20 protein-coding genes and 1 pseudogene are annotated in these 21,976 nt (G+C 64.3%); 13 read left to right on the forward strand and 8 right to left on the reverse strand.

The features are described 5' to 3' along the window. Positions 1–92 precede the first annotated feature (92 nt). From AC1DZU_RS07320 to AC1DZU_RS07330, 3 genes are read left to right on the forward strand one after another with little or no spacing between them, the layout of a single operon-like run. Positions 93–833 (forward strand): SDR family oxidoreductase, encoded by a 741-nt coding sequence (locus tag AC1DZU_RS07320; protein ID WP_477283144.1) that lies wholly within the window; start codon positions 93–95, stop codon positions 831–833. A gap of 7 nt (positions 834–840) precedes the next feature. After that, complete coding sequence (locus AC1DZU_RS07325) at positions 841–1,737, forward strand: SDR family oxidoreductase (RefSeq protein ID WP_477283292.1); 897 nt, start codon at positions 841–843, stop codon at positions 1,735–1,737. Positions 1,738–1,768: 31 nt separating this feature from the next. Then, entirely contained in the window at positions 1,769–1,981 is a 213-nt protein-coding gene (locus AC1DZU_RS07330) for a tautomerase family protein (protein ID WP_127263805.1), read from the forward strand. Positions 1,982–2,092: 111 nt separating this feature from the next. On the opposite strand, the gene AC1DZU_RS07335 is transcribed toward AC1DZU_RS07330, so the two are convergent. The 3 genes and pseudogenes from AC1DZU_RS07335 to AC1DZU_RS07345 form a co-directional block, all read right to left on the reverse strand. Continuing rightward, positions 2,093–2,986, reverse strand: coding sequence for a hypothetical protein (locus AC1DZU_RS07335; protein WP_477283146.1), 894 nt, complete (start codon positions 2,984–2,986; stop codon positions 2,093–2,095). Between the two features lie 73 nt (positions 2,987–3,059). Beyond that, positions 3,060–4,717, reverse strand: a pseudogene (locus AC1DZU_RS07340) (acyl-CoA synthetase). Positions 4,718–5,013: 296 nt separating this feature from the next. After that, positions 5,014–5,412 carry a hypothetical protein gene (locus AC1DZU_RS07345; RefSeq protein WP_477283301.1) on the reverse strand — a complete coding sequence of 133 codons (399 nt, stop codon included), beginning with the start codon at positions 5,410–5,412 and terminating at the stop codon, positions 5,014–5,016. On the opposite strand from AC1DZU_RS07345, the gene AC1DZU_RS07350 reads away from it, so the two are divergent. Then, positions 5,386–6,957, forward strand: coding sequence for a serine hydrolase (locus AC1DZU_RS07350; protein WP_477283148.1), 1,572 nt, complete (start codon positions 5,386–5,388; stop codon positions 6,955–6,957). The genes AC1DZU_RS07345 and AC1DZU_RS07350 overlap by 27 nt on opposite strands. A gap of 29 nt (positions 6,958–6,986) precedes the next feature. Here the strand turns inward: AC1DZU_RS07350 and AC1DZU_RS07355 are convergent, their stop codons facing one another. Then, the gene (locus AC1DZU_RS07355; protein ID WP_477283150.1) at positions 6,987–7,922 is read right to left on the reverse strand and encodes a hypothetical protein; all 936 of its coding nucleotides are present in this window, start codon (positions 7,920–7,922) and stop codon (positions 6,987–6,989) included. Positions 7,923–8,074: 152 nt separating this feature from the next. Here AC1DZU_RS07355 and AC1DZU_RS07360 point away from each other — a divergent pair, with 152 nt between their 5' ends. From AC1DZU_RS07360 to AC1DZU_RS07395, 8 genes are all read left to right on the forward strand, one after another. Beyond that, entirely contained in the window at positions 8,075–9,196 is a 1,122-nt protein-coding gene (locus AC1DZU_RS07360) for a KamA family radical SAM protein (protein WP_477283152.1), read from the forward strand. 304 nt (positions 9,197–9,500) lie between these two features. Next, complete coding sequence (locus AC1DZU_RS07365) at positions 9,501–9,743, forward strand: DUF680 domain-containing protein (RefSeq protein ID WP_477283154.1); 243 nt, start codon at positions 9,501–9,503, stop codon at positions 9,741–9,743. Positions 9,744–9,855: 112 nt separating this feature from the next. Next, positions 9,856–10,827, forward strand: a complete 972-nt coding sequence (locus tag AC1DZU_RS07370) for an MBL fold metallo-hydrolase (RefSeq protein WP_477283155.1) — start codon at positions 9,856–9,858, stop codon at positions 10,825–10,827. A gap of 176 nt (positions 10,828–11,003) precedes the next feature. Further along, positions 11,004–11,483: a tetratricopeptide repeat protein gene (locus AC1DZU_RS07375; RefSeq protein ID WP_477283156.1), complete on the forward strand. Its 480-nt coding sequence runs from the start codon at positions 11,004–11,006 to the stop codon at positions 11,481–11,483. Positions 11,484–11,741: 258 nt separating this feature from the next. After that, positions 11,742–12,260: a DoxX family protein gene (locus tag AC1DZU_RS07380; protein ID WP_477283158.1), complete on the forward strand. Its 519-nt coding sequence runs from the start codon at positions 11,742–11,744 to the stop codon at positions 12,258–12,260. Between the two features lie 305 nt (positions 12,261–12,565). Then, positions 12,566–12,835, forward strand: a complete 270-nt coding sequence (locus AC1DZU_RS07385) for a hypothetical protein (protein WP_477283160.1) — start codon at positions 12,566–12,568, stop codon at positions 12,833–12,835. A gap of 182 nt (positions 12,836–13,017) precedes the next feature. Continuing rightward, positions 13,018–13,335 carry a DUF2934 domain-containing protein gene (locus tag AC1DZU_RS07390; RefSeq protein WP_095091767.1) on the forward strand — a complete coding sequence of 106 codons (318 nt, stop codon included), beginning with the start codon at positions 13,018–13,020 and terminating at the stop codon, positions 13,333–13,335. Positions 13,336–13,349: 14 nt separating this feature from the next. Further along, complete coding sequence (locus AC1DZU_RS07395; protein ID WP_023677295.1) at positions 13,350–13,499, forward strand: hypothetical protein; 150 nt, start codon at positions 13,350–13,352, stop codon at positions 13,497–13,499. Positions 13,500–13,547: 48 nt separating this feature from the next. Here the strand turns inward: AC1DZU_RS07395 and AC1DZU_RS07400 are convergent, their stop codons facing one another. Genes AC1DZU_RS07400 through AC1DZU_RS07410 form a run of 3 tightly spaced genes read right to left on the reverse strand, consistent with a single transcriptional unit; the run spans position 13,548 to position 18,789 of the window. Then, complete coding sequence (locus AC1DZU_RS07400) at positions 13,548–14,153, reverse strand: 4'-phosphopantetheinyl transferase family protein (RefSeq protein WP_477283163.1); 606 nt, start codon at positions 14,151–14,153, stop codon at positions 13,548–13,550. Between the two features lie 53 nt (positions 14,154–14,206). Next, positions 14,207–14,668: a GNAT family N-acetyltransferase gene (locus AC1DZU_RS07405; protein WP_477283165.1), complete on the reverse strand. Its 462-nt coding sequence runs from the start codon at positions 14,666–14,668 to the stop codon at positions 14,207–14,209. Next, the gene (locus AC1DZU_RS07410) at positions 14,665–18,789 is read right to left on the reverse strand and encodes a Pls/PosA family non-ribosomal peptide synthetase (protein ID WP_477283167.1); all 4,125 of its coding nucleotides are present in this window, start codon (positions 18,787–18,789) and stop codon (positions 14,665–14,667) included. Before AC1DZU_RS07410 ends, AC1DZU_RS07405 begins: the two co-directional genes overlap by 4 nt. Before the next feature lie 709 nt (positions 18,790–19,498). Here AC1DZU_RS07410 and AC1DZU_RS07415 point away from each other — a divergent pair. Next, the gene (locus tag AC1DZU_RS07415) at positions 19,499–19,924 is read left to right on the forward strand and encodes a globin family protein (RefSeq protein ID WP_111543346.1); all 426 of its coding nucleotides are present in this window, start codon (positions 19,499–19,501) and stop codon (positions 19,922–19,924) included. Between the two features lie 179 nt (positions 19,925–20,103). On the opposite strand, the gene AC1DZU_RS07420 is transcribed toward AC1DZU_RS07415, so the two are convergent. Then, the gene (locus tag AC1DZU_RS07420) at positions 20,104–21,972 is read right to left on the reverse strand and encodes a CHASE2 domain-containing protein (RefSeq protein ID WP_477283169.1); all 1,869 of its coding nucleotides are present in this window, start codon (positions 21,970–21,972) and stop codon (positions 20,104–20,106) included. Between the last annotated feature and the right edge of the window lie 4 nt (positions 21,973–21,976).

The raw sequence follows: 21,976 nt of genomic DNA on the forward strand, positions 1-21,976 counted from the left end.
GCAGTTTCCGAATAGTCATGTCAATAGGCGGCTGATTGTCCGGAAGCTGGCTTGGTCTATATCCGTGTCACCAACAACGCGGAGACACTTCCATGACAGATACTCAAACCAGAACGGCGATCGTGACCGGCGCCTCGAAGGGCATCGGTGCCGCCATCGCGCAGCGGCTCGCCCGCGACGGCGTGGCCGTCGTCGTCAACTATGCACGGGGACGCGTAGAGGCCGAAGAGCTTGTCCGGGCGATCGAAGCCGGCGGCGGCAAGGGGATCGCCGTGCAGGCCGATATCGCCGATCCGGCGGGCCTCACCACGCTGTTCGATGCCGGCGAGAAGGCGTTCGGTGGCATCGACATTCTCGTCAACAATGCCGGCATCATGAAGCTTTCGCCGATCGCCGAGACCGATGACGCCTCGTTCGACATGCAGGTCGCGATCAATCTCGGCGGTGTGTTCCGCGGTATGCGGGAAGGTGCGCACCGGCTTCGCGATGGCGGCCGCATTATCAATTTCTCAAGCAGCGTCGTCGGCCTCTACCAGCCGGGTTACGGCGTCTACGCCGCCACCAAGGCGGGCGTCGAGGCGATGACCCACATCCTGGCCAAGGAGCTTGGCGCGCGCCGCGTGACCGTCAACGCCGTGGCACCCGGACCGATCGAGACCGCCCTGTTCACGGACGGCAAGAGCCAAGCGCAAATCGAGGCCATCGGCAAAATGATCCCGCTCGGCCGGCTCGGCCAGCCCGACGACATTGCCGGGCTGGTGTCGTTCCTGGCCGGGCCGGATAGCGGTTGGGTCAACGGGCAAATCATCCGCGCCAATGGCGGCGTGGTCTGAGGAGACAATCATGCAACAGACAATTTTGATCACAGGCGCTTCCAGCGGCTTCGGCGCGATGACGGCGCGGGCGCTCGCAAGGGCGGGCCACAAGGTCTACGCATCGATGCGCGACCCGGCGGCGCGCGGGGGTTCTGCTGCAGCGGAGATGGAAAAATTCGCTCGCGATGAGGGCGTGGCGCTCAAGCCTATCGCGCTCGACGTGACCTCGGACGCCTCGGCAGAGGCGGCGGTCCGGCTGATCGTCAGCGAGGCCGGCCGGCTCGACGTGCTGATCCACAACGCCGGACACATGGGATTCGGACCGACCGAGGCTTTCGCACCCGAACAGCTGGCGCAGCTCTATGACGTCAACGTCGTCGGCACACAGCGCGTCAACCGTGCGGCCTTGCCGCATATGCGCTCTCTTGGCCGGGGCCAGATGATCTGGGTCGGCTCGAGCAGCACGCGCGGCGGCACGCCGCCCTTCCTCGCGGCCTATTTCGCGGCCAAGGCCGGCATGGATGCACTGGCGCAGAGCTATGCGCTGGAACTCGCCCGCTTCGGCATCGAGACGACCATCGTCGTGCCGGGCGCCTTCACCAAGGGCACGGAGCATTTTCATCATGCGGCAGCGCCGGCGGATGCGGAGCGCGCCGCGCTCTACTGGTCTGGCCCCTACGCCGGCGTCGATCAGCAGGTGCTGAAGGGGCTGGCCGCACTTGAGCCGGCGGATGCCGACCCGGCCGATATCGCGGCGGCCATCGTCGACCTCGTGGCGATGCCGCACGGAAGGCGTCCGCTGCGCGTGCACGTCGATCCCGCTGACGATGGTGCGGCGGTCGTCAATGGCGTCGCCGATCGCGTTCGCGCGCAACTCATGGAACGGATCGGCCTTGCCGACCTTCTCCATCCCCAAGCCTGAAATCCACCCTCAAAGACCAAGGAAAACGATCATGCCATTCGCCAACATCAAGATGCCGCAAGCGGCTCTCTCCAAGGCGCAGAAGGAAGACCTCATCCATCGAACCACGGCAATGTTCGTCGACTTTTTCGGCGAAGGCGTCCGGCCCTACACGATGGTGCTGGTGGAGGAAGTCGCCGACGGCGGCTATGGCCGGGCCGACGAAGTGTTCGTCGTGCCAGAGGCCTATCGCGCGAAGGAGTAGCGCCCGAACCGAGCCTTACCTTGGGCACGTGCCCGGGTCATTGTTGAAGCCATGGCCGGCGCAACGGGCCGGCGGGCCTGAGGAGGCGCTGGCCCGACGCGCCGGGAGGGCCTACTTGCCGGCCATGTGATCGGCAAGCTCCTGGGCCTGGGCGAGAAGCGCCGGGAAGACAGGCTCGCTCGGCAGGTGCTGGCCCATGCAGGCACGATAGTCGGCGTCACCTTTCTCCCAGGCGGCATTGGCGGCGTCATACGCCTTTTGGTCCTTGAGGTCCGAGGCTTGGTAGGCCTCCTGGAACTTCTGGGCGGCGGCGTCCGCCGACGCCCACAAGGCGTCGCAGGCGGCGATCTTCGGAACAGGCGGTGCCGCGGGGGCCGAGGCGATCATGACGCTGTTGCCCTTGACGAGCGTGACGATGACCTGCTGGTCGGGGTTCGGTCCAATGTCCTGCGCCCAGCCGCCGAGCCGCGCAAAGGCGATGTCGGCGCCTTCAGGCTTCTTCAGCGCAAAGTCGAGCGTCCCGGTGAACGCGGCGTCGCTGTTGATCGCCTGGGTGTAGAAGGCATCGAGCTTCAGTGCCGCATCGATACCCGTGGGCAGTCTGAAGCTCGCGTCCATCTCGGCGGCTTTGGACTGGAGCCAGCGCGCGAGAAGCCCCCGCGTCGTTGCCACAAGGCTCGGGCCGTCGTCGCCTTTGGTGTAGCGCAACCCGTCCAGCATGCCGAACCCGATATCGGCATCGCTCAGGCTTTCGAGATTGATCGTGCCGGTTGCCGGAAAACCTGAAACCGCCAAGGGGCCGAGAAGGGCTGAAAGCCGCTTTTCCAGATCGGCCAGCGCTTTCGTCCCGGCGGCATCGAGCGTTTCCACGGGCTCGTTGGCGCTTTCCAGCGCCGCGATAGCGGAAATCGCCTTGTCGCGCGCGGCGATATAGTCGTCCTCCGGCGAGGCCGCGAAAGCCGCTCCGGTCGCGAGTGCGAACACGATCATCCAGACCAACCGCATGACATTGCCCCCCTTATGGCGATCGACAGATTGGGAGCCATCGAGCAGCTTTGCGGCTATTGCGCGGCACGCCTCACCCCTTCCGCTTCTCCACCTCCGCCTTCCTCAGCAAGAACCGCTGGATCTTGCCGCTAGGCGTCTTCGGCAATTCGGTGACGAAGTCGATTTCGCGCGGATAGGCGTGGGCCGAGAGCCGCTTGCGGACATGCTGCGCCAGTTCCTCGGCCAGTTCCGGGCTGCCGCGAAATGAAGATGCCAGGATGACGAAGGCCTTGACGATCTCGGTGCGCTGCGGGTCGGGCACGCCGACAACCGCTGCCTCGTTGACCGCCGGGTGTTCGATGAGCGCGCTTTCGACGTCGAACGGGCCGATGCGATAGCCCGACGAGGTGATGACGTCGTCGGCGCGGCCGATGAAGCTGATCGAGCCGTCCGGCTCGAACTCGACCGTGTCGCCGCTGCGGTAATAGCCGCCCGAAATCGCCGGAGTTTCCGCCTGGTGATAACCGTCGAACCAGCGCAGCGGCGAGTTGGCAATGTCGACCGCGAGGATACCGGGCTGGTTGGGGCCGAGCTCCCGGCCGGCCTCGTCCAGCACGACGATGCGGTAGCCCGGCATGGCAAAGCCGGCCGAGCCCGGGCGCACCGGGTGCGACAGGCCGTGATGGTTGTTGACCATCATGCCGTTTTCGGTCTGGCCGTAATGGTCATGGATAGGTACGCCAAGATGGGCGTCGAACCAGCGGATGACTTCCGGGTTGAGCGGCTCGCCGGCGCTGCTCACCACTCCCAGTCGGCCCTTGATGCGGGCGGCGGGCACCGCGCCCTCGGCCAGCAGCAGGCGGAAGGCGGTCGGTGAACCGGCGAGGCTGGTGACGCCGAGGCGCTCGATGATGTCGTAGGTGCTTTTGGCGGTGAAGGTGCCCTCGTTGAAGGTCGTGGCGACGCCGAGCAGCAAGGGGCCGGTGATCGCGTAATACAGGCCGTAGGCCCAGCCGGGATCGGCGATATTCCAGAAGACGTCGCCGGGCCGCAAACCGATCGCATCGCGCATATAGGCGCCGAAGGCCAGCAGCGCGCGCAGCGGCACCGGCACGCCCTTGAGCAGGCCAGTCGTGCCCGAGGTCGACATCATCATGAACAGGTCGTTGCCCTTGCGCATGACCGCCTCGCAGGACGTCGAGGCGGCGGCAAACGCGGCGTGGAAATCGATGTCGCCCGCCGGCAAGGACTCGCCAGGGGCAAGGATGGTGGCCACGCGGGGGCAGTCCTCCACCTCGTCGAGCTTGCCGCGATTGGCGGTGTTGGTGACGACGAGTTTTGCACCGCTGGTCTTCAGCCGGTGCTCGATGGCCTTCGGGCCAAAGGCGGTGAACAGCGGCTGGTAGACCGCGCCGATGCGCCAGGTGCCGAGGATGAGTGCCACCAGTTCGGGAATGCGCGGCAGCATGCCGGCAACGATATCGCCGGGGCGCACGCCCGCTTTCTTGAGTATGTTGCCGACGCGCGCCGACATGTCGCGAAGAGCATCGAAGCTGAATTCCCGCAGCTCGCCATCGGCGGAGATCGCGCGCAACGCCAGCCGGTTTTGCCCGGCGTGGCGATCGCAGCATTCGACGCAGGCATTGATGCCGGTCGAGGGGTCGCCATGAAGGCGCGCGATTTCATTCTCGATACGAAGCTCTGAACGGCATCCGCGTAGCGCGGCAAGCCAGCCGAAGCTCCAACCATCGCAGCATCCCTCCGTAGCGGCGTCCTCGTGGACCATCGTCATTGCCGACAGGATAGCCAAGATCACACTCACGGTCGATGAGGTGATCGCCGCGAGGCTTGGTGCAAACGGGGTAGGGGCTCGCCTGCCCGCTTCGGGCGTCATGACCGCGCCGAGGGGTTATCCGGCCCCAAGCGCTCTTCATCCTTTGGCCCTAGAGGCCGAACCAGCGTGAGCGGCGGCTCGATCCAAAAGTCTCCTTGTCAGCGCGCAGCGCCACCGAGGGCTCGTGGTAGGTGCCGGTTGGTGCTGGGCCTCAGAAGAAATCGACCTCGACCTTGCCGATGCGGCCGCCGCCGAACTCGATATAGCAGGTGCCGAAGCCGTCATAGAGGGAGCCGCTGCCGCTCTGGCGCAGCCCTGGGCAGCCGCCCTTTGGGAAGCGCGCGGTGTGCAGCGGCGGGCGCAGAACCACGAGATCCGCGCGCTCGCCGCCTTCGACGAGGCGGCCTCGCGCTATCAGGAACTCGGCCGCCCGCGCGACCAGGCCCGCTGCCTTGCCCGCATGGGCCCCGAGGGTTGACGGCAGGAACCGATTACGCGCCCCATGACGGATGGCGCGTGGGCTGGCCTCGCCCGCGCGGGCCTGTATGATCGCAAGGTGAATGCACATAGAGGAGGCTCGCTCATGCGGCTGAATCGGTATCTCCGTCATTGGAGGATCTGGCATTTGAAGATTTGGGCCCTCATCACCGCCATGGTGCTTTGGCCGCAGACGGCGCCGGCCGACAGCATCACGCCGGAGCGGATCACGGCTGCCCTGCCCAAGCTTGAAGCGCTCGCCGAAGCCGCCGTCGCGGAGGGTGCCGTACCCGGCCTCGCCATCGCCGTCGTGCACGATGACCAGGTGATCTTCCTTAAGGGGTTCGGCCATCGCGAGGCCGGCAAGCCCGAGGTCGTCGACGCCGACACGGTGTTCCAGATCGCGTCGCTTTCCAAGCCGGTCTCCGCCACCGCCGTGGCGGCGCTGGTCAGCGACGGGATCGTGTCCTGGGATTCGAAGATCGCCGACCTCCATCCGGCCTTCCGCCTGGCCGATCCCTATCCGGCAAGCCAGCTCACCGTTCGAGACCTGTTTTCGCATCGCAGCGGGCTCCCGGGCACCGCCGGCGACGACCTCGAGGACATTGGCTATGATCGCGCCGAGATCCTGCATCGCCTGCGGTTCGTGCCGCCATCGTCGAGCTTTCGCGCCGGGTATTCCTACAGCAATTTCGGATTGACGGAGGGTGCCGTGGCGGCCGCGACGGCGACAGGCAAGCCGTGGGAGGCGGTGGCCGAGGAGAAGCTCTACCGTCCGCTTGGCATGGCCTCGACCAGTTCGCGCCATTCGGACTTCGTCAAGCACACGAACCGCGCCGCGCTTCACGTCAGGGTCGATGGCGCCTGGGCCGCGAAGATAGAGCGCGATCCGGATGCGCAGGCGCCTGCCGGCGGCGTCAGTTCCACGGCACGTGACCTCTCGCAATGGGTGCGCCTCATCATCGGCAACGGCGTCCACGCCGGCAAGACACTGATTGCCGCCGATGCGCTGGACCAGACGCATGTTCCGCTGATGGCGCGCGGCAACAATCCCGTTTCCGGCGGTGCCTCGTTCTATGGCCTCGGCTGGAATGTCGAATTCGGCCGGCACGGCCTGAGCTGGGGCCATGCTGGCGCCTTCAGCGTCGGCGCGCGCACCCTGGTGACAGTCTTCCCGAAGGAGAAGCTTGGCATCGTCATCATCACCAACGCCTTTCCGACAGGCCTGCCGGAGGGATTGTCCGACAGCTTCGCCGATCTCGCCTTCGACGGCACGGTCGAGAAGGACTGGGTCAAGGCGTGGGACGATATCTATGCAGGCCTGTTCGGCCCAGCGGTGGCGGCAGCCAAGGCCACCTATGCAGCGCCACCTTCCCCGGCGAGGCCGGCCGGACCGGCCAGCGCCTATGCCGGCCGCTACGCCAACGACTTCATCGGCGACGCAATCGTATCGAAAGCGGGAGACGACCTCGTGCTGAGGGTAGGCCCGGCTGCAGCCCGGTCCTATTCATTGACCCATTTCGACGGCGACATTTTCCTGACCTTTCCAGATGCCGAGACCCCGGACAGGCCCTCGGGCGTAAGTTTTGTCGTCGGCCCCGACGGCAAGGCGTCGGCGATGACCATAGGCTTCCTCGACGACAATCATCTCGGGACGCTTCAACGCGTGGGTGACTGACCGTCAAATCGAACAGTGCCGGCAGCAGCTCAAGGCGACGGGCCGTACTGGAGCAGTTTGAAGCAATCGCCGTTGCCCGACTTCGCCTGCGTCAGGAAGGGTTTCGACCGGTCGATCCATTCCTGATGCGACCTCGCATCGGCTTCGATTGCATCGACCGGTGCAAGCCTGACGAAGCTGCGCCCGTGACTGAAGAGCCAGCATGCACGGCCGAGGAATCGCCTGCTGCGCTGGCGCAGGAGATCGGCATCGTAGAAGACGTCGAGCACCTCGTGCTTGATCTTGCGCCCCGTTTCAGGATTGGCGATCGCAAGCTCGACCGGCTGGCCGCCGATCGCATCCTGCAGGTCCTTGTAGTCGAGGGCGAGCTGGGTGGTGGCATATTTGATCTCGCTCTCGTCACGCACGATGTCGAACCACAGTGTGGGATCGAGTTCGTTGACGACGAACGACGATTCGAAATCGCGCGACAGGTTGAGGACGTCGAAGTCGCGGACGTCGATGTCGCGCTCGACCAGCGCAATCTCGCCGACCTGCTTGCCGAGCTCCGCCCCCTGCGCGCCGATCGCGGCGTTGGTTCCACCAAGTTCGGGGCTGACATAGGCCCCGCCTTCATCCAGCAGTGCGTCGAATTGGCCAAGCGATCCGACGATGGGGGCGCCGTGGGCAATGCGCCCCGCCAGTTTGGCCAGCACCTGCTGGAGTTCCGCTTCGCGTCTTCGCTGGTCCTGGTAATTCTGCTGGAAAAAGAAGATGAACAGCGACACGCCGATGCCGATCAGGATCACGCCCAGCTGCGAAAAGATGTTGCGGTAGTATTCCAGCAGCTTTTCGCGGTGGCGCACGTCGTCGCGCACGCTGTGGGCGACGCGCAGATTGACGATCAGCGACAGGATCAGCAGGCCGGCGCCAACCAGGATGAGGCCGCCGATGAGCAGGTAGCCATGGCCCGTATTGAAGTCCATCTGTTTTCCCTGAAACCCCCGGACTGCGCAGAATAGTGCCATTTTGCTTAAATACCTATGGGCTCGTGTCGGCGGGTCTGCGGCAAGCAGGTGGTTGACCCGCCCGGCCATCCGGCCGATAGCTCCGCCAGAAATTGCCCCCGAGATATCAGATGACTTCAGACGCCAACCTCTCCGATGCGAGCGAGCGCATCGACACCTCCGACGCCGCTTGGCAGACCGACGTCCGCGCCGGCGTGCGCCATGTGCGCGATCTCGCGTCCCTGCCGCTGTCGCCGGGCGAGCGCGCGGCGGTGCAAGCCGCGGCCGCGAACCACAAGGTGCGCATCCCGAAAGCCTATCTCGACCTGATCGACTGGAACGATCCCGCCGACCCGATCCGGGCGCAGGTCATCCCGTCGCCGGACGAACTCCTGGAGCAGGAGGGCGAGCTCGACGATCCGATCGCCGACCATGCGTTCAGCCCGGTGCCGCGGCTGACGCATCGCCATGCCGACCGGGTGCTGTTGTTCCCGACCTATCAATGCGCGGTCTATTGCCGGTTCTGCTTCCGCAAGGAGTCGCTGACCTCGATCGGCCGCGGCTATACGCGCGAGACGCTGGAGCCGGCGCTCGCCTATATCGCCGATCACCCGGAAATCCGCGAGGTGATCCTGACCGGCGGCGATCCGCTCTCGCTGCCGGACAAGGCGCTGGCCGAAATCCGCGCCCGCATCGAGGCGATCGCGCATGTGCGGCTGTTGCGCATCCACACGCGCGTGCCGGTGGCGCTGCCCTCGCGCATCACGCGGGGACTGGTCGCGGCCCTGCAGGGCAGGCTGATGGTCACGGTCGTCACCCATTTCAACCACGCGCGGGAGATCACCGACGCCACCGAAGCGGCCTGCCGCACCTTGCGGCAAGCCGGCTTCGTGCTGCTCAACCAGAGCGTTCTCTTGAAAGGCGTCAACGACACGGTCGAGGTGCTGGAGGAGCTCTGCCGCGAGCTGATGTACCGGCTCGGCGTCAAACCCTACTACCTGCACCATGGCGATCTCGCGCGCGGCATGGCGCACCGCCGCACCACCATCGCGCAAGGCCAGGCGCTGGCCGCCGCGCTGCGCGCCCGCCTGTCGGGCATCTGCAACCCTGTCTATGTTCTCGACCTGCCGGAAGGCGGCGGCAAGGTGCCGATCGGGCCGTGTTATGTCGAGGGACGCGACGGGGAGAGCTGGCGGCTGCGCGGGCTGGATGGCGAGGTGAGGGGTTATGCGGAGGTTGTCGGCGGCCCCTAAGCCTGGGTTCCGCGCCCCCCCGGAGCGGGGAAGGGTGGCCGCGAAGCGGGCGGTGGAGGCCTGGTAGAGCCCTGCCTTCTCAAGTCGACACCATTCCCCTCTGCGGTTCGGCTTCGCCGAGCCACCTCTCACCGATGACATGGGGAGAGGAACCCAAGCCTTGTGGCCACTGAGCACTTGAATTCGATTCTTTCATAAAAATCATGCCGCACCGGGAATAAAGGCCCGCCCTGCCGGGTCTTCCCTTCAGCGAGGCCATTCGCCCGGCCCGCAACCCGAAGAAACGAAACAAGGACCTTTGACAATGACCAAGCTCGCTCTCAGCGTGGCTGCCATGCTGCTTGCCTCGAGCGCTGCCTTTGCCGGCAGTGACCACGGCGCAAACAACGCCAATTCACCGGTCGCTTCCGTCGACACCAACGCCACCGCCTCGATCCCCTACATCGCACCTACAGACGGCGTCGACACCAAGGTCACGACAGGGCCGCGGCACCCGACGATGCAATCGAATGCGAGCGAACCAGGCCAAGGCATCTGGGGCCGTTGAGTTCGCCAGGGGGCAAGACCGAATCCCAACGGTCGGACCTCAACCACATCGGGATGGCCCCGGACTTGGCCCTCCATCATCCCTTCCGCACCCACCAACTGAGGAGACCACCATGTTCAGCATGACACGACGCACACTGCTTGGATCCGCCGCTGCCGCTGCCGCCTTCGGCCTTGCCGGTAAGCTTGAATTCACCCGACCGGCCTTTGCCGAAACGCCGGTGGAGCCGACAGTCGGTTTCTACAAATACAAGGTCGGCGACATTGAGATCACCGCCATCTACGATGGCATCTGGCGCAAGCCGCATGACCCGGCCTTCATCAAGGATGTTTCGGTTGACGATACCAAGGCAGCACTCGCCAAGGCGGGGCTGACCACCGACTTCATGCCCATTCCGCTCACCGTCGCCGTGCTCAAGATGAACGGTAAGCTGATCATGATGGATGCCGGGTCTGGTGTCGGCCAGTGGCAGACCAACGCCACCCACCTGCCAGCCAACATGGCCGCCGCCGGTATCGACTACAAGGCGATCGACACCATCATGATTTCGCATTTCCACCCCGACCATGTCTGGGGCCTGATGGAAAAGGGCACCAACGCGCCGGTTTTCCCGAATGCCGAGCTCATCGTAAACGCCACCGAATACAATTGGTGGACCGACCCCAGCCGGTTGGCCAAGCTGCCCGAGGGCCGCAAGCCGGCGGGCAAGCGCATCGCCGAAAACTTCCCCAAATGGAAAAACTGGAAGCTGGTCGAGGACGGCGCCGAGGTGGCGCCCGGCATCCACATCATCGCCGCGCCCGGCCATACGCCCGGCCACTCGGTCTACTTGGCCAACTCCGGCAAAGAGCAGCTCATGATCTCGGCCGACACCATGTATGTGCCCGCCCTTCTGGCGCCGCATCCAGAATGGCAGGGCAGCTACGACCAGGACGGGCCGACAGCGATCACTACGCGCCACAAGATCATCGACCGCGTGATTGCCGACAACATCCGCATCTCGGGCTCGCATTTTCCATTCCCGGGCACCGGCGTCTTCGTCAAGGACGGCAACGCCTACGGCTTCACTCCGGTCCAGATCTGAGGCCGTTTGGAAACTCCACTCTGGCGGCCATCTGAAGGGGTTTTCTGCGCTTCCGTTGCTCACGGACCGGACGTCCCGCTGCGCTGCGGTTCTCGAAACCACCTTCAGCTGACTCGCCAGAGCGAATTTCGAAACGGTCTTCTCAACGCTAGCACTCAACCCAAGCGAGAAAGACAATGAAACATTCTGTTTTTGGCAAACATGCCCTGTTCGGCCTGCTCGGCGCCGTTGCGGTGCTGACCGTGGTTCCGGTCGCGACCATGATGCCCGCCTATGCCGTCGACGACATCGAGGGCGCTGACGCGCCTGACCTCACCGCCGTCAAGGCCAAGATCGAGGCCAAGGACTATACTGGCGCGCTGGCCCAGCTGCGCGACCTGGCGCAGGACACGCAGCAGCCCGACGTCTACAATCTGCTCGGCTTCACGCTGCGCAAGACCGGCGACTACAAGACCGCTCTGACCTACTACACCAAGGCGCTGGAGCTGAAGCCCGACCACAAGGCCGCCCGCGAATATCTGGGCGAGCTCTATGTCGAGACCGGCGACATGGCCAAGGCCAACGAACAGCTGGCGTCGCTGGAAAAACTCTGCCCGGCCGGTTGCGAGGAACTGTCGGACCTGCAGAAGGCCATCGATACCAAGGTGACGAAGTAGGGCCCAGAGGGCTGTTCCTCTCCCCCACGAATGTGGGGAGAGGTGGCTCGGCGAAGCCGAGACCGAGAGGGGGGCTTGGCGTCGCACCATCCCTCTTAAGCACCATAGTTTGGGCGCTCGTGGCTGGCGCCCATTGCCGGAGCCGGCATCCCCTCCCTTGCGCTGGCTCCGGCCTTTTTCAATCAGACGCTTGGCAGCGCCATTGCGCCTGTCCGACCGGACGCGGTGCCTGCCTGTTAGAGAAATTGGAGCCCGACCATGACACCGACTGAACTTGCCGCGAGGCTGCACCTCCTCGCCACGAAGCTATACGCTGGGGATGTGACCCTCCTTGCCGGCCGCCTGCTGCTTTCCCTGCTCTTCCTGCATGAAGGCCTGACACTGGCCACCCATTTCGGCGGCGCCGCCAAGGCGATGGCCGCGCTGGGCGTGAGCCTGCCGCTGTTTGTTGCCACGGTTGCGCTGCAACTGGGGGCAGGGCTCTCGGTCGGGCTGGGCCTTTTGACGCGGCTGGGCGCCATCGGTCTCGGCCTGTTCTGCCTGGCAACGGCGACACTCTTCCACACCAACTTCGCCAACCAGAACGAATTGCTGCATTTCGAAAAGGATCTCGCCATTGCCGGTGGCATGTTCGTGCTGGCCATATCAGGCGCCGGCAGGATTTCGCTGGACAGGGTGCTCACTGGTTTCGTGAAGCCCCGGCGTGGCGACAAAGACACGGTCGGCGCGTTCATGGCGGCCTATCCCCAGCACGGCGAGACCACCCTGCCGATCTGAAAGTGCCACGGCCTTGCGCTCCCGGGCAGCGTTCGGCGCGCTTCCCGGCTGCATTCAACGCAAAATTCCACGTTTGCGGTGGTTGGTACCACGCGCCGTCCCACGCCGGTGCAAACGCCACGCCCCTATGAATAGGCCAACAGCGCACGAAGGACCAACACGACCGTACGCTGGACCTGCCGCCGCAAATCCGTAGGCATCGCGGTTGGCTGGTTTCGCCCGAGAGCAATCAAGGGACGGCCTCATGAACGCGGTGCGGGCGGCGCGTGGTGGCCAAATGTCAACTTCCAAAGATGGAGCTTGAAATGAAAAAGATCGTTTTGGCCATTGCCACGGTTTTGGTTGCCTCCGGCACGGCTTTTGCCGGCAGCGACAACTATGGCTCGGACTACATCCCTGGCCCCGACGCCTATCCGAGCAGCAGCGTCTACCATTCGATGGGGTCCGATGGCGCCAATGCGCTCGACCTCAGCGGCACGAAGAGCATCGGCAGTGCCAACAGCGCACCGGCCCCGGGAGGAAGTGCGAACTCGGACATGTCAGCCGGCTATGGCCAGGGATTCTGGGGGCACTGACAACAAAGCCTGCGGGAACGGCCGACATCCAGGCGGTGGGCTCGCCCGCGGCCTGGAATGACCTCGTGGCCAGCGCTACCCGGCGCCTCGCGCCATCGCCGCAACGGCGCAACGATCACGCAGATTTTTTGGATCATTCGGACAGGTGCGGCGTTCCTCCCTGACGCAACGGAGGAATGATCATGGGCGACGAACGGCATGAGAAGATCCAGCAGCGCGCATACCAGATATGGGAACGCGAAGGCGGCGGCGATCCCGAGCGGCACTGGCATCAGGCCGCGGCCGAGATCGACCGGGAGGCGGCACTGCCACTGACGGCCGGCGATGCGCTGCCGGAGACTAGCGAGATCGCCAGCTCCGACGTCCTGGCGGTCGAGGCGCTGGCAATGCGCACCGGCATATCGGGCGACGAGGCGCAGGAACTGATCGATAGGCTGGGCCACGACCGCGCGGCGGTCGAGCAAGCCGCGCGCAACCTCAAGGGCAAACGGCGGTCCTAAGCAGGGAGAGCCAGATGATCAGAAAGCTCAAGGATGGAAAATACCGCCTCTATTCGCGCAAGAAGGACGAAAAGACCGGCAAACGGCGCAACCTCGGCACGTTTGATACGCGCGAGGCGGCGGAGAAGCATGAGCGCGAGGTGCAGTATTTCAAGCGGCATTGATGGGGTGGTGGGTCACGCCGTGATCCATTTCCACCATCCGCGCCAGACCTAAACCGCCTCCGGGTCAACAAACGCCAGGACGACCACGCGCGGGGCAACGCAGTAGGCGAGGGTGAGCTTGCGGCCGCCTTTGGTCGTCGCTCGGCCTGCGTTGAGGTCCACTTCTATATCCTCATAGCCAAGGACCTCGCGATCGAGCGGATAAACCGCCTTGTAGACCGCTTCCTTGGCGCAGAACAGCACGCGACCGGCAAGATCCGGGTCCGCGGCGTCTGTCCGGTCCGCACGGGTTGCAACAAGCGCAAGGAGGTCGTGCGGCAAGGGTTGGGCGGGCTCGACGTCGATGCCAAGGGAGCCGATGTCGGTAACAGGCGCAACCGCCGCTACGGCCATTTCGTCGTCATGGGCGAGCGAACCGGTTATCCCGTCGGGCCAGACCGGCGTGCCGGATGGCGCGCGCAGGATGGCGAAATCGTTGACACCAACATCCGCCAGCAGTCCGTGGGCGATCCAGCGGGCCGCCCCGCTTGCGCGGCGCATGGCCGGCTGGCGCGCGGGGATGGAACGCGCTTCCTCGGGCAGCAGATGGGTCTCGTCGCCATCGCGTATCACCCGGCATCCGATGCGGACACTTTTGGGCGCGATGGCGGCCATCGCCTGCAGCAGGGATGTTTGCGCAACCGCGTTTTCAGGGGAGGGTGGTCGCGTCAACGATCATCCGCCGCGAAGGCGAGGTCGGCGATCATTTCTCCATCTTCGTCGAGCCCTTGTTCCACGAAACCGGCGGCACGGTAGAGCTGTCGTGCCGCTTCATTGTGCGGTTCGTAGCAGATTGAAACGTGCCTGATGTGGCCGAGCCTTCTGATTTCGTCCAGCACTTCATGCAACGCAGCCTTGCCGTAGCCTCTGCCCTGCCACGTGCGGTCGATCATGAAACGGTAGATCCGCGCCTCGTCGTCATCCTGCGGCGCCTCGTACATCAGGAAACCGACGACAAGATCCCCAGCCATCACGACGCAGGGCCGCGCGTCGCCGTCAGATGCGGCTTCGTCCAGGGACTCCGCATTGCCGGCAACGAGATCCATCTGCTCCGAGGCCAATTGCAGCGACGTGACCAAGGCCTGGTTGGCCTTGGTCACGGAGGCGAGGCGGATTTCTCCGGTCTTCAAGCCGATGCCCTGGAGGCATCGTCCGTGATCGGCTCCACGAACCGATGCAACTTGGCGGGGTTGCCCCGCCATATGGAGTTGGGCTCCAGCTCTTCGCCCTTCATCACGAAGGAGTCGACATCGGCCACCGATCCTTCGCCCATCACGACGCCGTAATGGACGAATGCGGAAGGCCCGAGCGTGCAGCCCTTGCCGATGCGGATGTAATCGGACTTGAACGCGCCTTCTTCCAGCGAGTGGGCCTGGATGACGCAGCCTTCATTGAGCGTGACGTCATCGCCGATCTCGACCAGCGAACGCTCGGTCAGGTTGCTGCCGCCGTCATAGACCCGCTTGCCGACCTTGACGCCCAGCATGCGCAGGATCATCGGCCGGAACGGCGTGCCGGCAAACAGGCGCACGATCGGCGAATCCGCAAGCTTCCAGTGGCGTTCATGGCGCCAGAAGGCGACGTCGTAGATCGTCGTCATCTGCGGCTTCAGCCTGCGAAAGCCAAGGCTTGCCCGCTCGACCAGGATGTAGAACGGAATGGTGATCGCGGACGTCAAAAGCACGGCGACGAAGAGGGCGACCTCAGCCCATTCGGTATAGTAGTTCAGCGCGCGGTCCCAGATCGCCAGTGTGGCGAACAGCATGACCCATTGCGTTGCCACGAACAGCAGGATCGTCACCATGTTGTGGCGGTTCTTGAGCGGGATGCGCCGGCGGCGGTCGTTCTCGTCGACACCGGCGATGAGTTCCTTGTCGCGGTTCACCATGCGCGGGATTTCAAAGGACGGCGAACCGAGAAGGCCGACATTCTCGCGCAACGGCCCGTCGATGGGGATCATCACCTTGGTGCCGAGCAGGACGTTGTCGCCCGTGCGCCCATCCGGCGGGTAATAGATGTTGTTGCCGAGATAGTTGCGCTCGCCTATCCGCGTCGGCTCCAGCCTGAATGCGGAAGCGGACTTGTGCATGTTGATCATGAAAAGTCCGTCCGACACCATGGTCTCGGTGCCGATCTCGCACAGGAGCGGGTTCTCGTGCTGCTGGTTGCTGCCGAAGTTGGAACCGGTCTGCACCACCTTGTTGAGGTTCCAGCCGATGGCGCGCATGTAGTGCACGATTGCCGAACTGTCGCCGAACAGGAGGCCGAGCACGCGGGAGTTGCTCGAGAATTCGGCGACGGTCTGCAGCCAGTAGCGGAAACCATAGAGCGTGTAGGTGCGGCCGGGCTTCAGGATCAGGCTGAACAGGCGCGGCACCAGCGTCGCCGCGAGAAAGGCCACGGCGATGTAGCCAAAAAGCGTGACCGTGGTGCCGATCGCGACAATGCCGATGGTCTCCTGATAGTCGTCGCCGACGTTCTCCCAATAGCTGTGGAACAGCAGCGGCAGCGGTGTGACGATGGCAAACAGGCCAATCAGCTGGACCGCTTCGAAGAGGAAGCGCCGGATGTTGGACGGATCGACGTTGCGCACCTTGCAATAGTCCGCCGTGGTTGGCACGGCTGGCGATCCATGCCAGCGTTCGCCGTCGGGGATGCTTTGCCCGCGGTGCAGCGAGGACGAATGGCCGAGCTGGGCGCCGTCGCCGATCCTGGTGTCGATGTCGAGCGTGGAGCCGACGCCGACGAAGGCATCGCGGCCGATGGTCAGCGGGCCGGTGTGGATGTAGCCGGACTGGGCCCTGAAGCCGAGGATCATCGATTCCTTGCGCAGGATGGTGTTGGCACCGATCGAAATGAGATCCGTGCAGACGGGCACCGATTTCGATTCGATGACGGCGTTTTTCCCGAGCTTGGTGCCGAGAAGCTTCAAATAGAAGCTGTAGAGCGGGCTGCCCCGGAACAGCACGACGGGTGCCGTGCGGATCAATGTCTTGACGACCCAGAAGCGGAAGTAGCGCAGGCCCCAGATGGGAAACGCCTCTGCCTTCCAGCGGCCGATGAGAACCCATTTCGCGATGACGGCAAAGCCCGACATGCCGAAGAACACGGCGGCCGAAAGCGCCACGCAGCGCAAATAGAGCTGCAGCGGATTGTCGAGCGCGTCATACATCCAGTTGAGGCCGTCATTGATCGCCCACAGCGCCACATAGCTGTAGAGCCCGTAGAACAGGAGCTGCGCCCCGCCGCAGGTCCAATAGGCGAAGTTCGATGCCTGTCGGGTGAGGACACGCTCATTGGTGGGCGTGGTCATCTCTTCCGCTACGCTCAGATGTTTGGCCAGCCGCGCCACGGTCGGATAGAGATAGATGTCGCGCATCGACGTCGTCGCCCATTCCTTCCTGGTGCGCACGCGCGCGCAGAAATGGGCCATCAGCAGCGAGTTGGCGCCGAGATCGTCGAAGAAATTGTCCTCGACGGACACTTCGTCGAATTTCAGCACCGCGGCCAGTGCGTCGGCAAGGAAACGCTCGTCGTCATTGCCGGGCGGCACCATGGCGCGGTCGGCCGAAAGCCGAAGGCTTGTCGGTTTCGGCAGCTGGCGAAGGTCGACCTTGTTGGAGACCGTCATCGGGATCGCCGGCAGTTCCTCCAGATAGGAGGGCACCATGTAATCGGGCAGGCGCCGCTTCATCACCTGGGCGAGATCCGCGCGCGAGATCGCCGGCAGGCCGGGTTTTGGCGCGTAATAGGCGACGAGTTCCACACGGCCGGGCTCGATCTCCCAGGTGGTGACGGCAGCCTGCGCGATCTCCGGCTGGTCCAGCAGCACTGCCTCGATCTCACCGAGCTCGATGCGATAGCCGCGGATCTTCACCTGGGTGTCGATGCGCCCGTTGTACTCGATCTCACCCTTGTCGTTGATGCGGCCAAGATCACCCGTCCGGTAGATGCGCTGCGACGGGTTGTTGGGCAGGCCGACGAAATCGGCAATGAATTTCTGATGCGTCAGGTCCGGCCGGTTGAGATAGCCGACCGCGAGCCCGATGCCGGCGATGCCGATCTCGCCCAGTTCACCAGGCTCGGCAAGCTGCGGCAGCGAAGCGTCGAGAATGACGATCGAGTAGGTCGGCAACGGCGCGCCGATCGTCACCGGACTGTCGGGCGTCAGCGCGCCCATGGTTGCGGTGACAGTCGCTTCAGTCGGGCCATAGGTGTTGAGGATTTGCCGCCCCGGCTTCGACCAGCGCACCACCAGATTGTGCGGACAGGCCTCGCCGCCCACCAGCAGCGTGCGCAGGCTGGGCACGTCGCTCGCCATCGACGACAACAGGGTCGGGCTGCAGGCCATGCAGGTGATGTCATGGAGCCGCAGGAAATCCGCCAGTTCCTCGCCCACGAGAGGCAGTTGGCCCGGTGCCGGCACGACCGTCGCGCCGGCGACAAACGGCACCCAGATTTCTTCGGAGGAAAAATCGAATGCGATTGTCATGCCCTGATAGACACGATCGCCCGGCCGGTATCCGTAGGATGCGGCGGCGACGCGGATGAAGTTGACGAAGCTCTGGTGCTTGATGACCACGCCCTTGGGTTTGCCGGTGGTGCCCGAGGTGTAGAGGATGTAGCAGGTGTCGTCCGATACAGCGGTCCTCGCATCCGGCTTCAGCGGCGCGCTGGACTGTTTGGAGATCTCGGTGGCGGCGCTGTCGATCAACAGGTGGGGAACGGGCAGTTGATCGGCTCGCGACGCGTAGGCGGCGATGGTGACGACCAGGCTGACGCTGGCGTCTTCGATGATGAGCGTCATCCGCTCCTGGGGAAACGCGGTGGCCAGCGGCACGAAGGCCGCGCCTGCCTTCATCACCGCCAGCACGGCAACATAGGTCTCCGCCGACCGGTCGAGAATGAGCCCAATCCGATCACCCCTTCGCACGCCTCGCTTGACCAGCAGGCGGGCGACCTGGTTGGCCCGGTTGTTGAGCTCCTGATACGTCCAGACACGCCCGTCGGAGATCACCGCCGGCAACGCCGCAAATGTCTCGGCGAGCTCTTCGAAGACGGTATCGAGCCGCTCACCGGGTTGCCCCTGCCGGGCAAAGTCGGCGCCCGTCAGGACCTGGCTGCGCGCGCGCCTTCCGGAGCCGTGAGCGGCCTCCACGAGCGCATCGACGATTGCCAGGCCAGTTTCCGGCTGGCTGTCCGGTCTTGCCGCGTCCAGTTCGGCGATATCGAAACCGTGGTCCATTTCCATTCTTTCCCGTCTTGGCCGAGCAACGGCTATCGCAGCCGTTTCGGGCCGCCACGGGAGGTTATGCCATCCGATCTTTTCGCCAGTTTTTCCGAACTGTTGAATATTGTTTCTGGAGTGTGTCTGGGCGCTCTTCCGACCCTCGCCTGAGGGCTGCGAGCTCAGGTCAACAAAGCCTGACGAGAGCCAGCCCGCCGGTGTCGGCGGCTTTTGTGCCGGGGGCTTTTCGATAGGAATTTATTCTTGACATCGTGAGGGCAGCTATGCTACATATTCGTCGATGGTGCTGAATTGTGCCAATGACCCGCCACACAGGCGGGTTTTTGCGTTTGATGCTTCGTCAACCAACGCACCGGCGCCCGAAGGAACCCGTTAACTTGGATTTGTTGCGCTGCTCTCCCTTGTTGGTCCTTGGGGGAGGGTGAAGCCTCCGCCGTCGAGCTCCACGGCGCCCCCTCTGGCCTGCCGGCCATCTCCCCCACTTATGGGGAGATTGGCAGCTTCGGCGCCGGCGTTTTCTTGCAACATTTCAAGCGGCATTGAGGGGATGGGCTGCCGAACATTGCGGCGCGGGAAGGAAATTGAAAACAACTGAATGCAACATGAAACCAGATTGAGACATAACTGAAACACATCGACGCGACAGGCGACATGCGTGCGAAACGCCCTGGGGAGATGGTTGCGCCTTACCCACAAACCCAGGAGCGCGCCGATGACACCCGACCAGATTCGACTTGTCCAGGATAGTTTTCGCGAAGTCGTCCCGATCCGTGCCGCTGCCGCCGCCTTGTTCTATGAACGCCTGTTCGCCATCGACGGGAATCTTCGGGCGCTGTTTCCGGTGAGAGACATGACCAAACAAGGCGCCAAGCTGATGGCGAGCCTGGGCTTTGTCGTGCATGGTCTGGATCGTGCCGAGACCATCCTGCCCACCGTGCGCGAACTCGCCAAGCGTCACGTCACCTACGGTGTCGAGGAGCATCATTACCCGATCGTCGGCCAGGCGCTGATCGAGACGCTGGCGGCCGGCCTCGGGCCCGCTTTCACACCGGCGGTGCGCGAGGCCTGGGAGGCAGCCTACGGCTTGCTCGCGAGTGTCATGATCGCGGCCGCCCGTGAGGTCCAACTCGCGGCGTGAGGGCTGGCGCGCGCAGGAAGAACGAAAAGACAGGCAAAGCGCAGCAACCTTGGCACGTTCGATACGCGCGAGGCGGCGGAGAAGGATGAGCGCGAGGTGCGGTATTTCAAGCGGCGGTGAGGGGGGATAGGCCCCGCTGATTGCAGGGGCAGGCAAGCCGCAGGCCTGGCGGCAATCCTCTACGGCAGCATCCCTGCACTGCGCCAAAGCCAGATTGCGAGCGAGCCGGATCGCCCTCGGATCTGTGTTTCCACAGGTCCTTTCAGGGTGCCGGATTTGAACAACGCGCAGTCGCGGCCGGCGGCATCGAGCATTTTGTCGCTCACCGCGACTTCGGCATCCTGGTCGGCTGCGATCTCCATCAGGCGGCTGGCAACGTTGACCGTGTCGCCTATGGCCGCGATGTGCTGACGGCCTTCGCCGCCGAGTCGAGAGGCGACGATCGTTCCGTGGTGGGCTCCAATCTTGAAGCCGAGCCGGGATGCGGTCGATGCAGGCATCGAGGCGAGCCAATCGTTGGTGCGGCTGGAGAGCCCCACACAACAGCCGGCGGCATTGAAGGCGTCATTTGCCGCCGGTTCCGGCAGACCGAACAGGATCATGGCTCCGTCACCCATGAAACTCGTGACGACGCCACCGCTATTCGTCACTTCTTCGCCGACCAGCGCATGAAAACTGTTCAGGAGTTCGCGTGTGGCGATCGGCCCCAATGTTTCACTCAATCCGGTGAAGCCGGACAGGTCGATGAACAGGATGGCGGCGTCTGTCCGGACGGGCTCCGAGAGGAAGTCGCCATGCCTGGCCAGCCACTCCCCCATGCCTGGGGCTTCGACGCGCTGAAGCAATTGGCTCTGCGTCGCGAAAAATTGCGCCCTGCTCCTGCCCAGCCAAAGCTGCGCGGCGCCGAACAGGATCGCAGGCGGAATGGCGGCGGTCATCGGCAGCGCGGCGCTCAGCCAGACGTGGTGCAGGAAAGCGGTCATGTTGACCACCAGCCAGATCAGGATCACGCTGGCGATCGCCGCGAGGCCGCCTGCGTTTCGCCGCCATGCCAACAGCCCGACAAGAACCATTGGCAGCACCACCGCAAAGCCGGCATCCGCAAGCCGGACATACTGGTCTCGCACAACTGCGTCGCCGGCCATCAGATGGGCAATCGCCGTCGACATGACTTCGACGCCCGGGAGGATGGGATCGAACGGTGTCGGGTAAACATCGCCGGTGCCGGTTGCAGTGGCGCCGATCACCACGATTCGATCCAGGATAGTGCCGGGATCGAGTTGGCCCTCCAGCACGGTCGCCGCGCTGATCGTGCGGATCGTGCCGCGGGGGCCATAGAAGGTCAGAGGCAGGATGTGGCCAATGTCGGTCCGGATCGAGCGTCCGCCCAGCGATAGATGATCGGCGGCGATTTCTGGATCCCCTCCTGCTGCCATGGCGGCAACACGCAAGGGGAAAGACGTTTCCAGCCGATCTCCGGCCCGAAACAGCAACGGCACGAAGCGGGGCGTTCCCGTCTTGTCGGTGGCCACGTTGACGACGCCGACGGCGGCGGCATCCGAGAATGCTTTCAGCGGCCACAGGAACCGCTCGGCATTCGGCACGCCGGCGATGGGTCCGTCGCCCTCGGCCACCGCCCATTGTTCACCTCCGGGGTAGACCGCCGCGGCAGCGATGACGCTCGCACTCCCGCTCAGCGAACGTGCGAGCGCCTCATCGTTGTCCTTTTCCCCGGGATCGACCAGCAGCAGGTCGAGCGCAATGGCTTTCGGTCCGAGCCGCGCGATCGTATCGACAAGCCGGGCAAGCGTGGCACGGCTGAGGGGATATGCACCCTCGTGCCGCACCGCTTCATCGTCTATCGCGACAATGGTGATCAGCTCCGGTGGCTTCGCGGTTCCTCGAACGAGCGTTCGAAGATCGGTCATCGTTGCTTCGACGCGATCGAGAAACCACAAATTGCCGCGCCAGTGCGCGAAGCCCAGGCCGGCGCCCCAAAGACCCGCCAGGATGAGCGCGATCAGCGTCGGAAGCGCTCGCCTGCTCACTGCG

This window comes from Mesorhizobium sp. P2_A12, assembly GCF_056405075.1.